Annotated in this window: 14 protein-coding genes; 9 read left to right on the top strand and 5 right to left on the bottom strand. The window is 43.6% G+C overall.

Annotation, left to right across the window (positions count from 1 at the left end):
* The first annotated feature begins 48 nt into the window (after positions 1–48).
* Entirely contained in the window at positions 49–708 is a 660-nt protein-coding gene (locus R7H07_RS14000; RefSeq protein ID WP_053350217.1) for an NADPH-dependent FMN reductase, read from the top strand.
* A 111-nt stretch (positions 709–819) separates the two neighbouring features.
* On the opposite strand, the gene grcA is transcribed toward R7H07_RS14000, so the two are convergent.
* On the bottom strand, positions 820–1,197 hold the full coding sequence (gene grcA / locus R7H07_RS13995) for an autonomous glycyl radical cofactor GrcA (RefSeq protein WP_005381814.1): 378 nt from the start codon (positions 1,195–1,197) through the stop codon (positions 820–822).
* 326 nt (positions 1,198–1,523) lie between these two features.
* On the opposite strand from grcA, the gene nfo reads away from it, so the two are divergent.
* From nfo to R7H07_RS13980, 3 genes are all read left to right on the top strand, one after another.
* Positions 1,524–2,408: a deoxyribonuclease IV gene (gene nfo / locus R7H07_RS13990; protein ID WP_017821508.1), complete on the top strand. Its 885-nt coding sequence runs from the start codon at positions 1,524–1,526 to the stop codon at positions 2,406–2,408.
* 289 nt (positions 2,409–2,697) lie between these two features.
* On the top strand, positions 2,698–3,378 hold the full coding sequence (gene ung / locus R7H07_RS13985) for a uracil-DNA glycosylase (protein WP_005382846.1): 681 nt from the start codon (positions 2,698–2,700) through the stop codon (positions 3,376–3,378).
* Between the two features lie 113 nt (positions 3,379–3,491).
* Positions 3,492–4,043: a hemerythrin domain-containing protein gene (locus tag R7H07_RS13980; RefSeq protein WP_017821507.1), complete on the top strand. Its 552-nt coding sequence runs from the start codon at positions 3,492–3,494 to the stop codon at positions 4,041–4,043.
* Between the two features lie 236 nt (positions 4,044–4,279).
* Here the strand turns inward: R7H07_RS13980 and R7H07_RS13975 are convergent, their stop codons facing one another.
* Entirely contained in the window at positions 4,280–4,465 is a 186-nt protein-coding gene (locus tag R7H07_RS13975; protein WP_005381805.1) for a DUF3545 family protein, read from the bottom strand.
* A 721-nt stretch (positions 4,466–5,186) separates the two neighbouring features.
* Here R7H07_RS13975 and R7H07_RS13970 point away from each other — a divergent pair.
* Both R7H07_RS13970 and yaaA read left to right on the top strand, forming a co-directional pair.
* On the top strand, positions 5,187–6,620 hold the full coding sequence (locus R7H07_RS13970) for an alanine/glycine:cation symporter family protein (RefSeq protein ID WP_005381800.1): 1,434 nt from the start codon (positions 5,187–5,189) through the stop codon (positions 6,618–6,620).
* A gap of 110 nt (positions 6,621–6,730) precedes the next feature.
* Entirely contained in the window at positions 6,731–7,507 is a 777-nt protein-coding gene (gene yaaA / locus R7H07_RS13965; protein WP_005382848.1) for a peroxide stress protein YaaA, read from the top strand.
* Between the two features lie 109 nt (positions 7,508–7,616).
* Here yaaA and srmB read toward each other — a convergent pair whose 3' ends face one another.
* Positions 7,617–8,840, bottom strand: coding sequence for an ATP-dependent RNA helicase SrmB (srmB, locus tag R7H07_RS13960; RefSeq protein ID WP_005381797.1), 1,224 nt, complete (start codon positions 8,838–8,840; stop codon positions 7,617–7,619).
* Between the two features lie 107 nt (positions 8,841–8,947).
* Complete coding sequence (locus R7H07_RS13955; protein WP_047102044.1) at positions 8,948–9,667, bottom strand: tRNA1(Val) (adenine(37)-N6)-methyltransferase; 720 nt, start codon at positions 9,665–9,667, stop codon at positions 8,948–8,950.
* A 330-nt stretch (positions 9,668–9,997) separates the two neighbouring features.
* Between R7H07_RS13955 and brnQ the strand changes: the two genes are divergently transcribed.
* Positions 9,998–11,308 carry a branched-chain amino acid transport system II carrier protein gene (brnQ, locus tag R7H07_RS13950; protein WP_005382851.1) on the top strand — a complete coding sequence of 437 codons (1,311 nt, stop codon included), beginning with the start codon at positions 9,998–10,000 and terminating at the stop codon, positions 11,306–11,308.
* 85 nt (positions 11,309–11,393) lie between these two features.
* Here brnQ and fldB read toward each other — a convergent pair whose 3' ends face one another.
* Positions 11,394–11,912, bottom strand: coding sequence for a flavodoxin FldB (gene fldB / locus R7H07_RS13945; protein ID WP_005381790.1), 519 nt, complete (start codon positions 11,910–11,912; stop codon positions 11,394–11,396).
* Between the two features lie 157 nt (positions 11,913–12,069).
* Here fldB and xerD point away from each other — a divergent pair, with 157 nt between their 5' ends.
* Positions 12,070–12,987 carry a site-specific tyrosine recombinase XerD gene (gene xerD / locus R7H07_RS13940; protein WP_005381788.1) on the top strand — a complete coding sequence of 306 codons (918 nt, stop codon included), beginning with the start codon at positions 12,070–12,072 and terminating at the stop codon, positions 12,985–12,987.
* 59 nt (positions 12,988–13,046) lie between these two features.
* Positions 13,047–13,835, top strand: a complete 789-nt coding sequence (gene dsbC / locus R7H07_RS13935) for a bifunctional protein-disulfide isomerase/oxidoreductase DsbC (protein ID WP_005381786.1) — start codon at positions 13,047–13,049, stop codon at positions 13,833–13,835.
* Positions 13,836–13,843: the final 8 nt, after the last annotated feature.

The following is a 13,843-nucleotide window of genomic DNA, read 5'->3' as shown; positions in this document are numbered from 1 at the left end:
CTTTATGATTGAGAAACGAACTTAACTAAATGAGATGGAAAGAGAAGCATGCATTTTTTGATTTTTCTTGGCTCAGTGAGAGACAGCACGCCACCACGACCAGCCCGTTTAGGAATGCGAGTCAGTAAAGCGTGTGAAAAACTCATCGCGAGTCAACATTCGCAACATACGGTCGAAATCATCGACCCTTTGAATTACGACTTTGGTGATGTGTTTAAGCCCGAGTTTGCTTATCACCGCTCTAAAGTTCCGCAGAACCTAAGTGAGCTGGCAGACAAAATCAAACATGCGGATGGGTATGTGATGGTTAGCCCGGAATATAACCATTCGATGAGTCCTGCTCTGGCGAACACGCTTAACCATTTCGGCAGTTCGCTGTTTTCTTACAAGCCGAGTGCTATCGTGACCTATTCTGCCGGACAATGGGGTGGTGTTAGAGCTGCCGTTTCTATGCGTACCTTCTTATCTGAACTTGGATGTCTACCTGTCTCTGCGATGATCCACATTCCGAAAGCGCAAGAAGTGTTTGATGAACAGGGCGTTGCTGAGGATGAGTCGGAGCAGACGCAGTGGGATAACTATATGAATCGCACTATGCATCAATTGATTTGGTGGGCTGAAGGGGCGTCACTGCAAAGAGATAGGCGTGATCCAACCTCTTTAGCGCAAGCGTTTCAGAAAGATCCTTCGCAAAGAAATGCACCTTAGAGGCGAGTTGCTTTCCATTATAGAAAGGGTTTAGAAGGATTCTGAAACAAAAAAAGCTTGGTCATTGCAGACCAAGCTTTTTAAATTCTAGCGAGCTAGTTTACTGAGAGATTATAGAGTCTCAGTAAAAGTACGAGCGATTACATCACGTTGTTGCTCTGGAGTTAGCGAGTTAAAACGTACTGCGTAACCAGAAACACGAATAGTTAGTTGTGGGTATTTCTCTGGGTGTGCAACTGCATCTTCTAGTGTTTCGCGTTTAAGCACGTTCACGTTTAGGTGTTGGCCGCCTTCGATACGAGGAGCAGTTTCGATTGCAACTTCACGGCTTTCGTATTCACCTAGGTCGCTGATTGCGATAACTTGGTCTGCTTCGTAGCCAGCAGTTGCAGCAACACAGCGAGCTTCATTTTTTTCGCTATCTAATAGCCAGATAGAGTTTAGTAGGTCGTCGTTTGCCGCTTTTGTAATTTGGATACCTTGGATCATCACTATCTCCTAGACCACTTACGTGGTGATTATTGGTGTTAATTTTCGAATTTTCGTTGAGCTGAGTATTATATAGCTAATATCCACTATTTTAATATTGATTTAAGTCAAAAAACAACCAAAAACATTATTTTTATTAAGGTGATTTTATTGAGTTAAATCAATAAAACCTTTGAAAACAAACTAATTACAATTTATTTGAGAATATAAAAAATATTTAATAACTGGTTTTGTTGTAAATTTACTACAAATTGAGATTAAAGTTTAAACTGGTTAACGCAACTATCTGTATTTAGGTAGCAATACTGAAAGTCTAAAGTGATTAAATGACAAACATGAAAAACAAGCTTGGGAATAAACTCATTGGTGCACATGTCTCTGCTGCTGGTGGGGTCGATCAAGCTCCGTTGAGAGCTCGTGAAATTGGCGCGAATGCCTTCGCACTATTTACAAAAAACCAACGCCAGTGGGTGGCGAAGCCTTTAGAAGCAAAAACCATCAGTGCGTTTAAAGCGAACTGTAAAATGCTGGGTTTCGGAGCAGAGCATATTCTTCCCCATGATTCTTATCTGATTAACTTGGGTGCGCCGGAAGAAGAAAAGCTGAATAAATCCCGCGCGGCATTTATTGATGAAATGGAGCGTTGTAATCAGTTGGGGCTGACTTTGCTTAACTTCCATCCGGGCAGTCACCTAAAGAAAGTCTCTGAACAGGAGTGTCTCGCGACGATCGCCGAGTCGATCAATCTTGCGCATAAAGCGGTGCCGAATGTGATCGCTGTTATCGAGAATACGGCAGGTCAAGGCACTAACTTAGGCTGGAAGTTTGAGCACCTAGCTGAAATCATCGAGCAAGTGGAAGATAAAGATCGTGTCGGCGTTTGTATTGATACCTGCCATACCTTTACGGCTGGTTATGACTTACGTACAAAAGAAGATTGCGAGCGCACCTTTGCAGAGTTCGACCGTATCGTAGGTATGCACTATTTAAGAGCAATGCATCTAAATGATTCAAAAGTAGAGTTTGCCAGCAAAGTAGATCGCCACCATTCTCTAGGTAAAGGAGAGATCGGGTGGGATTGCTTTGAGTACATCGCGAAAGACCCTCGTTTTGATGGTATCCCTCTGATTTTGGAAACAATTGATCCAGATATTTGGCAGCAAGAGATCAACACGTTGCGTCAATTCCATTTAGCGGCCATTGACAGTTAATGGCGTAACCACAAAGTTGGCACCTTTCTTTCTTAGTCATTGAACATCAATCTCTGAATTAGCAAAGAAGGATGCCAACATGTCTCGACCATTCTCTTTTACTCCTTATACTTACACTCGTCGTGTGCTTCGCTTACCGATGCCTAATCGTCACATTACCGGACAGGGGCATTTTCGAACGCCACAGAAGCATTAGTCTTTTATTACTTGTCTCAAGTTCGTGGTAAGTTTTTGTTTGTTTGAGTTTCGCTCGTTAGAATAGAAGCAAAATTTAGGACAGGAACTTTCCATGAATCAGTCACCCACTTGGCACGATGTGATCGGCGAAGAGAAAAAGCAGAGCTACTTTGTAGACACCTTGAATTTTGTTGAAGCCGAACGCGCCGCAGGCAAAGCTATTTTTCCTCCCGCAAAAGATGTCTTTAACGCGTTTCGTTTTACCGAGTTCAAAGACGTTAAGGTCGTGATTCTAGGACAAGACCCATACCACGGCCCAAATCAGGCGCATGGCCTGTGTTTCTCTGTACTTCCTGGCATTAAAACGCCACCGTCACTGGTTAATATGTATAAAGAGCTGGCGCAAGATATTGAAGGTTTCCAAATCCCTCAGCATGGTTTTTTGCAAAGCTGGGCTGAACAAGGCGTATTGTTACTCAATACGGTATTAACGGTGGAGCAAGGTAAAGCGCATTCACATTCAAAGACAGGTTGGGAAACGTTTACTGACCGAGTGATTGAAGCCATTAATCAGCATCAAGAAGGTGTAGTGTTCTTGCTGTGGGGGTCACACGCGCAGAAGAAAGGGCGCTTTATCGATCGCAACAAGCACCATGTGTTAGCTGCCCCACACCCATCGCCACTTTCTGCACATCGAGGCTTTTTCGGTTGTAAGCATTTCTCTCAAGCAAACCAGTTGCTTACATCACAAGAAAAAGCACCAATTAACTGGCATTTGCCATTAACTGTATAAATGAAGAGACAGCGATCATGGATGCTATGATCGCTGTTTTTTTGAGCACGCTCGAGGCTGATAGTAAATTTCTCATGTACACTTACTAAAAGTAGGTGTTAAGGAGAGACGCTATGATGATCGAAAGAATTCGACGCGAACATGGTTATATGGTTCGTCTGTTGGCGATACTGCGCCATAAGCTTAATGAGATAAAAAAAGAACGTGTAATCAACTATGCGTTAGTAAGCGAGATTGTTGATTACCTCTCTAATCATTCGGAGAAAGTACACCACCCGAAAGAAGATATCCTCTATCACCACTTTCTTGAACACTATGGTAAGCAACAAACCATGGAAAATTTAGAGAAAGAACATCTAGAGTTAGCGAGTAAAACCAGAGAGTTTTCATCCGTGATAGAGATGATCCTTCAGGATGCTGTTGTGCCACAAGACATGTTCGTCGCTCACCTAGAAGATTTCATTGAATCGCAAAGGCGCCACTTGGAGCTAGAAGAGCGAAAAATTTTGCCTCTCATTGAAGAGTTATTTACCACAGAAGATTGGCAGCATGTCGAGAGCTTATGGAGCGTCAGTGAGGATGACCCTGTATTTGGTGACACGATTGCTGATCGTTATAAGCAGTTGGCCGAACGTGTTCGTCAAAGTGATACTGAGTATGTTTAAGACTGAATGATGAAACCTGAGCGAGCGAAAGTCGTCTCTCGGGTTTGTGAGATACACTTCTTATTTATTGGGAATCAAACGAAAATTTCGTGTGCATATTTCTCGGCAAAAAGTACGGAAGATTCTCATTGAGTAATAATGGTATTCATACTTAAACCTTGGTACATAAACTCACGGTGTTTACGGTCACTGTAAACAAAAAACAAAAGGCACCCGTAAGGTGCCTTTTGTTTGAATTAGAGTTTAATGTCTTCCAAGTTATAATCGGTACAGACATCAAGTTCGCGCAGCTCTTTAAGCAAATTGCGTCTGTCGTTCATCTCTTCTATTTCACGCCACTTTCGCTTTACTGGTTTGGCACGAGATTTGGTTGTTGAGGTAGTATCCAGATTAAAAATGTCATCTAGTTGAAAGCCTTCCATAAGCCACCTTTACCTTTCTTAAGCTAAACTGTTGTAACCAGTCCTTGTGGAGTTTTTTAAGTACCACAATAGCCGTGAGAATAACCATGATATATTTCGCATTTGTGTCGGTAGCATGACATTTTCGTGCAAAAATATTCTCAAAATCACACTTTTTATTGCAACGATGTGGATAAAAAATGCACAAACGATCTCAAGAAAACGATTAAATAGAGAGATTTTCTATGTTAATTCGATTTGATGAATGGGTGCACTGCGCAAAGGTTAAAGTTGCATAAAATCAGTTTGATGAAATAGTGTTCAATTAGATGGTAAGTCACTAGCGTAAATTTATGTAACACCTTGTGAATACTAGCTTGTTCTTGTTTATACAGTTTACCATTCCATTTAATGAAGAATAATTATTTATGTTGGTGTTTGGTAATTGAAATGTTGCGCAGTTTGAGTGTTAAGTCTTCTATTTATGTTATTTTTTGGTGACTTTATAGTGAAAAATAACAATGTTATTCTTGTTGTTGCATATTGATTTTTGCGCTCCTAGGTTGCATTATCCGCCCGTCAAAAAATACGCTGGTACGTAAAATGGATGCATGAAGCGACGTTTACGATTCTAGATTGCCCATAAACATTACTTAAAAAGCTAAGCACACTTTGACACTTAGCAGGCAATTTGGTGGATGGCTAGGACGCATAGACTGGCGCAACTCACTTTGAGGTACACATGACAGACTTAATCAATTTGATGAACGATCTCCTCTGGGGCTCGATTCTGGTTTATCTTCTTGTTGGTGTTGGTATTTACTTCACCGTTCGATTAGGGTTCATTCAGTTCCGCCATTTCGGCCACATGTTCTCTGTTCTTAAGAACAGCCGTAAAGCAGACAAAGCTGGTATTTCCTCTTTCCAAGCGCTTTGTACTAGTCTTGCTGCACGTGTTGGTACAGGTAACATGGCGGGCGTTGCAGTTGCATTGACTGCGGGTGGTCCTGGTGCGATCTTCTGGATGTGGCTGATTGCAATGCTTGGTATGGCAACATCGTTTGCTGAGAGCACACTGGCGCAGCTATACAAAACCAAAGATGATGATGGCAACTACCGTGGTGGCCCTGCCTACTACATGGAAAAAGGCCTGGGCATGCGTTGGATGGGCGTGTTGTTCTCAGTTTTCCTAATCATCGCTTTTGGTTTGGTATTCAACGCCGTACAAGCTAACTCAATTGCCAATGCAATGAGCAACGCATTTGGTTGGAATAACCTGTATGTTGGTATTGCCGTTGTTTTACTGTCTGCAATTGTTATTTTCGGTGGCATCAAGCGTATCGCAAGAGTAGCTGAGATGATCGTTCCGATCATGGCACTACTTTATCTAGCCCTAGCGCTGTTCATCATGTTCTCTAACCTAGAGAAATTACCTGATGTATTGATGCTTATCTTTAAGAGTGCATTTGGTCTGCAAGAAGCAGCAGCAGGTGGTCTTGGCTACGCAATTGCACAGGCAATGATTAACGGTATCAAGCGCGGTCTATTCTCGAATGAAGCAGGTATGGGTTCTGCACCTAACGCGGCAGCTTCAGCAACACCTTACCCACCACACCCAGCGTCTCAAGGTTACGTACAGATGCTAGGCGTGTTCATGGATACGATCGTTATCTGTTCTGCAACAGTGGCTATCATCCTGATGTCTGGTGAGTATGTCGGTCAAGCAACAGAAGTGACGGGTATCGAGCTAACTCAGCGTGCATTGAGCTCACAAGTTGGCGATTGGGGCGGCATCTTTGTTGCTGTGGCAATCTTCTTCTTTGCGTTTACTTCAATCATTGCAAACTACTCGTATGCTGAAACGAACTTAATCTTCCTAGAGCACAATCATAAAGCGGGCTTAAGCATTTTCCGCGTTATTGTTCTTGGTATGGTGATGTTTGGTGCACTAGCTTCGTTACCAGTCGTATGGTCGCTTGCTGATGTCTCTATGGGTCTGATGGCGATAGTCAACTTGGTGGCGATCATCTTGCTATCTGGCATCGTGATTAAACTGGCCAAAGATTACAACCGCCAGCTTGGTGAAGGCAAAGTGCCAACATTTGATGCGAATGATTTCCCAGAGCTGAAATCTCAGCTTGAAGAAGGCATTTGGTACAACGATAAAAAAGACTAAGTGAGCTATCACTCATAGTTGAAAGCTATTAGTACGATGTAAAAAGCCATGCAGACAATGCATGGCTTTTTTTGTACCCTATTAAAAACAAAATTAGAGAAGGGAAAGTCATGCTTATCGTAGTTTCTCCAGCGAAGACTCTTGATTACGAGTCTCCGTTAGCGACAGAAAAATTTACTCAACCTGAGTTGGTCGAATACTCAAAAGAGCTTATCGATGTTTGCCGCAAACTGACTCCTGCTGATGTTGCCTCTTTAATGAAAGTGAGCGACAAGATTGCCGATTTAAATGTGGGTCGATTCCAAGAGTGGAGTGAAACGTTTACCACTGAAAACTCACGACAAGCCATTCTTGCATTTAAAGGTGACGTTTACACAGGGCTAGACGCCGAAAGTTTATCTGAAGCGGACTTCGAATATGCTCAAGATCATCTGCGTATGCTATCGGGTCTTTATGGTTTACTAAAACCACTTGATTTGATGCAGCCATACCGTCTTGAAATGGGTACCAAGCTTGCAAACGACAAAGGTACGAACTTGTACCAGTTTTGGGGCAATGTTATTACGGACAAGCTTAACGAAGCGATTTCTGCTCAAGGTGATAATGTCCTTATCAACCTTGCATCAAATGAATACTTTAAAGCGGTTAAGCCAAAGAATTTAGATGCGCAAGTGATCACGCCAGTATTCAAAGATTGTAAGAATGGTCAATACAAGGTCATCAGTTTTTACGCGAAGAAAGCGCGCGGTATGATGGCGCGTTACATCATTGAAAACCGTGTTGAGAGCGTTGCAGACCTGACTAAGTTTGATACGGCGGGTTACTACTTTGTGGAAGATGAATCGACGCCAACAGAGTTAGTATTTAAACGCGAAGAGCAAAAATAAAGCTGATTGAGACGTAATCGACGTTAATCTCTATCAGCACAAACGAAAAAGGGTTGGCATTGCCAACCCTTTGTTATTTTCTAGCTTGAGCTACTTGGCCCCAACAAGATTACTTCTTCTTAGCGGTTTTCTTTTTCGCTACTTTTTTCTTGTCGTCTTTTTTCTTTTTCTTCTTAAACACAGGCTTTTTGTGTTTAGGACGCATCTCTTTCACGAAACGCTCTTTGATGTCTTCTTTCACGTAACGTGCAACGCGATCCATCATTGGTTGGTCGTGTGCTTCTACGATTGAGATAGCGTTACCTTTCTTACCTGCGCGAGCCGTACGGCCGATACGGTGAAGGTAAACATCAGCCGTGCGCGGCATGTCGTAGTTGATAACGTGTGATACATCCGGAAGATCGATACCACGCGCAGCAACGTCCGTCGCGAGCAGCACGTTCACAGTTCCATCGCGGAAGCGAGAAATCGCATTGTTACGACGATCTTGCGGCATTTCACCTTGAATCCAAGAACATGGAATCTGTGCACTTTCAAGCTGCGCTCGTAGCTCAGCCAAACGCTCACGAGTCTTTAAAAAGACGATAGTGCGCTCAGCTTGCTGAGTAATAATGTGTTTTAGTAATTCCAGTTTGTGTTCAGCATCATCAGCTCGGTGGTACCACTGAGCAATTTTCTTACGCTCACGCAGCGGCGATTTTGCATCAATCTCTGCTGGGTCATTCAACAGATCAGCGGTAAAGCCTTCTACGCCTTTCCCTTCTAACGTTGCTGAGAACAGAAGGGTTTGCTTACGCCAGCGACATTCGTTAGATAGGCGATCGACAGTAGGAGCAAAACCCATATCTAGCATACGGTCTGCTTCATCAAGGATTAACCATTCGATTGCACGACAATCAAAACGTTCTGCATCAATGTATTCTTTTAAACGGCCAGGTGTCGCAACCACAATGTCTTGTGTTGTTGCAAGGATGTCGGCGTGCTCTTGGTACTGAACACCACCAGTGATGGTGAAAATGTTGAGTTTGGTATTTTTTGCCAAAGCACGTGCTTGATCGGCAATTTGCATCGCCAGTTCGCGAGTAGGCGTTAGGATCAAAATACGCGCAGGCCCAGGCTTACGACGAGGGAAGTCTTGCAAGTATTGCAATGCTGGCAGGACGAAGGCGGCCGTTTTACCAGTTCCTGTTGGCGCTGACGCTAGAATGTCACGACCGTCCAACGCTTGTGGAATCGCTTCTGCCTGAATTTTTGTTGGGCGTTCGTAACCCATCTCTTCAATGGCTTCAAGTAGGTTTTGGTCTAGATCAAGTTCAGCAAAGGTTCTGATCACAATGAGTTCTCCACAAGCAAAGCTTGGTTAATGGTTCGCCACAACAGCATAGAATACAAAAAGGTCGCACATTATAAAGTGATTGGTGATAAGGATCACATGTTATTTCACATCTTAAGATAAAACTCGCGAGTTAACTGTATGAAATCATCACTATAGCCGTCATTTGAACGGATAATTAAATGTGACGTCTGCAAATCGCAAGGTCGTTTTGACAGTTCAAATAACAGTCGGTGTACTGGTTTCTTTTCTGATGGTTGCACACGACAGATCCGCGATAGATACCAACCTTGGTTTAATGCTAGCTCAATGAACTGCTCGCCTTCGGTGATTGGCAACACAAAACTAGCTCTCCCTTCGTCATCAAGCAAATGATAGCAACGCTGTAGCAATGCGTTATGGCCTAGCGTATCAGTGTGCCTCGCGGTTGCACGTTGACTGTGTTTCGATTGCTCGCCGCTGTTGAAGTAGGGCGGGTTACAAATGATGCGTTGGAATGGATGTGTCGGCGTAAAGTGCAGTATGTCGGTGTGATGCACACTTACACGATCTGACCAAGGAGACTGGGCCATATTTTTTTGCGCGGCAGCAACGGCTGTTAATTCGATATCGACCGCGGTTATTTGAGCTTCTGTAAAGCGTTGAGCACACATCAGGGCAAGCAGGCCAGTGCCAGTGCCAATATCGAGAATTTTAGCGTCGTTAGGGCTTTGAATCCAAGCACCAAGTATTACCCCATCTGTGCTGACTGGCATACCACTCTCGCCGCCCTCAATACAAAATTGCTTAAAATTGAAGCCTTTAGTTTTCAGTGTTTTGTTCTTCATGATTGTTTTATATTTGCTCAATAATTAAGTGGATTGCTCTATTGTTTATTAATTGTATAGATTGTTGTTTTGTTGGTTATTAAATTGTATTGTTAATTGATCGAGATAAAGAACTGGTCTGTTATTTGGATCTGGTTATATCCACTGCTTTTAAGTTTGAAAACTAAATTAATATGGTGTTTTTTTCTTAAAGGTTGCCAAATGATGAGTCTTTCGTCATTATGCGGCGAAAATTTTATAGATTGAACCACGTGTACTTATTGACTTTAGGTATACAAAAAGTGGTCTAAGCATACACAACATTCATTAATTAAAAGACAAGGGTTATCTGTGAAGCAGACGTTAAAACTAACAGATATTATCGCAGTAGGCTTTATGCTATTTGCGTTCTTTTTAGGTGCGGGCAATATTATCTTTCCACCTCTAGCGGGTCAGTTAGCGGGTGAAAACTTAATGCCAGCTATGTTTGGTTTCTTGCTGACAGCGGTAGGTCTACCTCTTATTACTATCGTTGCTATTGCTGTTGCTGGTGGTTCTTGGGATCACTTAACGCAAGATCTTCCGAAAAAAGCAGCGGTTATTATGGCTGCGTTGATCTTCATCATCATCGGTCCTGCGTTTGCTGCGCCTCGTACTGGCCTAGTGGCTTACGAGATGGCGGTGAAACCTTTCTTCCTTGAAGCGTCACAAACGCATCTCACTGCATTTTCAGTGATCTTCTTTATTGCGGCGATGATGTTCTCATGGTTCCAAGGCCGTTTGATCGATCTTATCGGTAAAGTACTGACACCAGCATTGTTCGTTGGTTTGATCATTCTTGCTGTCGCTGTCTTCCTTGATCCTCAGGGCGATATGATTGGCGCGCACGGTGAATACCTAACGCAGCCTCTGACCAAAGGCTTCTTAGAAGGCTACAACACAATGGATACGTTCGCGTCATTGATGTTTGGTATGCTGATGGTTGATGCACTGCGCGGTAAAGGCATTACTGAGCGCTCTGCAACTACTAAATATCTGATCTATGCAGGTTGTATTGCTGCTGCTGGTCTTGCGTTTGTTTACATCTCACTATTTTACTTAGGTGCGACGAGTGCAACGGTTGCTGCTGGTGCTGATAATGGTGGCCTAGTGCTTAGCCAATACGTTCAAGCGTTGTTTGGTCCATACGGTCAAATCGTTCTGTCTGTCATCGTATTGCTAGCGTGTCTGACAACCGCGATTGGCTTGATTTCTGCGTGTTCAGATTTCTTCAGCTCGAAAACACCACTGTCATACAAGCAATGGGTACTGATTAATGGTTCTGTTTGTGCATTGGTTGCAAACGTTGGTCTTGCGCAGCTGATTTCTCTGTCAGTGCCAGTATTGTTTGCGCTGTACCCTGTGGCGATTGCGTTGGTTGCACTAACATTTGTGCGTAGCAAACTGCCGAATCCACGCTTTGCTTACCGTGCAGTACTGCTTGTATCTCTGCTGTTTGCGTTGGTTGATGCGGCAAAAGTATCGGGTATTGATGTTTCTGCGTTTAACATGTTGCCATTATTCGAAGTCGGCATGGGTTGGGTGCTTCCAACATTTGCGGCTATCGTGTGCATGTTCTTCATCGCGAAACCTCGCCCAGAGCTAGCACAAGAAACCGCGTAATCACTTCGCGTTATCAAGATAATAAAAAGCCCGATGAATTACTTCATCGGGCTTTTTACTTTTTAATGATTACGTGTTTGCGCTATTAAAGCGTGTCGTGGAATTCCACAAGAACTTGTTCACACCATTTTTCGATGCGTTCATCACTCAGTTCGTACTGTGAGTCTTCATCTAACGCAAGTCCAACAAACTTGCTGCCATCTTCGATCAATGCTTTCGATGCTTCAAATTCGTAGCCTTCATTTGGCCAGTAACCGATAAAGGTTGCGCCTGTGGCTTGCAATTCATCGTGAAGTAAGCCCATCGCATCTAAATACCACTCTCCGTAACCTTCTTGGTCACCCAGACCAAACAGCGCTACAACTTTGCCTTTCAGTGGTGTGGTCGCGATGTCTTGCCAAATCGCGTTCCAATCTTCTTGAATTTCACCAAAATCCCAAGTTGAGATGCCAAGGAGTAATAAGTCGTAGTCCGCCATTAGTGATAACGGTGTCTCTTTCACATTGTGAATGTCGACAAGGTCTTCACCAATAAGGGTACGAATTTTCTCTGCTGCCATTTCGGTGTAGCAGGTCGTTGAGCCGTAAAAGAGTCCGATTTTCATTATATTCGTCGTTATTTGTGTTGCTGTTGTGGAAGATTCTAACCATAAATTGAGGAAGATTGCAGCGAATATCCTATGTGGGATGATTTTTTATGGTATTGGATTGGCAGGTGCTTTAATCTAAATACTGTAAATATAAACAGATAAGGAAGCATTCATGACGGCACAACAGCCTGTCAATCAACAAGATTTTTCGCTTGTTGAGCAATTCTTAGATGCGATGTGGATGGAGCGTGGCCTATCAGAGAACACGTTAGCTTCCTACCGAAACGATTTAATGAAGCTGCTCGTGTGGATGGAAAAACATCGATACCGTCTTGATTTTATCAGTTTGTCTGGCTTGCAAGAATATCAAAGCCACCTTGTAGATTTAGATTACAAACAGACGTCTCGTGCGCGTATGTTGTCGGCGATTCGCCGTTTATTTCAATACCTGCATCGTGAGAAGGTGCGTGCTGATGACCCGAGTGCGCTTTTGGTTAGTCCTAAACTGCCACAACGTTTACCCAAAGATATTAGTGAAGAGCAAGTGGACGCGTTGCTCGAAGCGCCAGACCCGAATGACCCTATAGAATTGCGCGATAAAGCGATGCTAGAGCTACTCTACGCGACAGGGTTGCGTGTGACAGAGCTCGTCAGTTTGACCATGGAAAATGTTAGCTTGCGCCAAGGGGTGGTGCGCGTGACTGGTAAAGGTGGTAAAGAACGCCTGGTTCCTATGGGGGAAAACGCGGTCGATTGGATCGAGACGTTCATTCAACAAGGGCGCCCTGCGTTACTTGGTGATACATCATCTGATATTGTTTTTCCTAGTAAACGCGCAAGACAGATGACTCGTCAGACGTTTTGGCACCGTATTAAATACTATGCTTTGATAGCAGGGATTGATACTGATCAGCTGTCGCCGCACGTACTGCGTCATGCCTTTGCCACGCATTTATTGAACTATGGCGCAGATCTCAGGGTCGTACAGATGCTTTTAGGACATAGTGACTTATCGACCACGCAAATTTATACTCACGTGGCGACTGAACGATTGAAGCAGATCCACAGTCAACACCACCCAAGAGCATAACAATGGTTAGATTCATCCATGTCCTCTTGGAAAAACGATTTTACATTAAGGTGAATTTCATGAGCGTATTACGCCGACTAACTCTGCTGACTTTACCATTTTTTGTTACCGCTTGTGGTGCAGAAGAAAGTCAGGCTCAAACGGAGACTCCTGCGCAACAAGTGGCGCCAGCTGCACAAAGCGGCTTTGATGAAGCAGCATTAAAAACTAAGTTCTCAAAGCTTGGTTTATCTATCGTTGATATTCAACCATCAGACGTCGCTGGCTTATTGGAAATTCAAACCAATGGCGGGATCCTGTTTGCTTCAAATGATGGTAGCCATTTTATCGCCGGTACGCTTTATGCCATTAATGATGATGGCAGTTACAAAGATGTCATAGCAGAGCGTCAAGCGCCGCTTAACGCCGAGAAAATTGCGCAGTTCTCCGATAGCATGATCGAATACAAAGCCGACGATGAAAAGTACGTTGTGACCGTATTCACCGATATCACATGTGGTTACTGTGTGCGTCTGCATAGCCAAATGCAAGGCTATAATGATCTAGGTATTACAGTGCGTTACATGGCTTACCCTCGCCAAGGTGCAACTGGCCCTGTGGCAGAACAAATGGCAACGATTTGGTGTGCTGAAGATCCGGCGTCGGCAATGCACAACGCGAAAGTGAATCGTACATTTGATAACCCTGCGAAAGACCTGAAACAGTGTAAAGAAACCATCCAGGCGCATTACAATCTAGGTCGCCAATTGGGTATTTCTGGTACGCCAGCAATCTTCTTACCGAATGGCGAAATGGTTGGTGGCTACCTACCACCTGCAGAGCTATTGAAACGTTTAAAGCAACTATAATCCATTAG

This window comes from Vibrio sp. Vb1127 (genome assembly GCF_033338735.1).
Lineage (GTDB): Bacteria > Pseudomonadota > Gammaproteobacteria > Enterobacterales > Vibrionaceae > Vibrio > Vibrio alginolyticus.
Note: the sequence above shows the minus strand (reverse complement) of the source record. Positions and strands in the feature narration are given on the sequence as shown.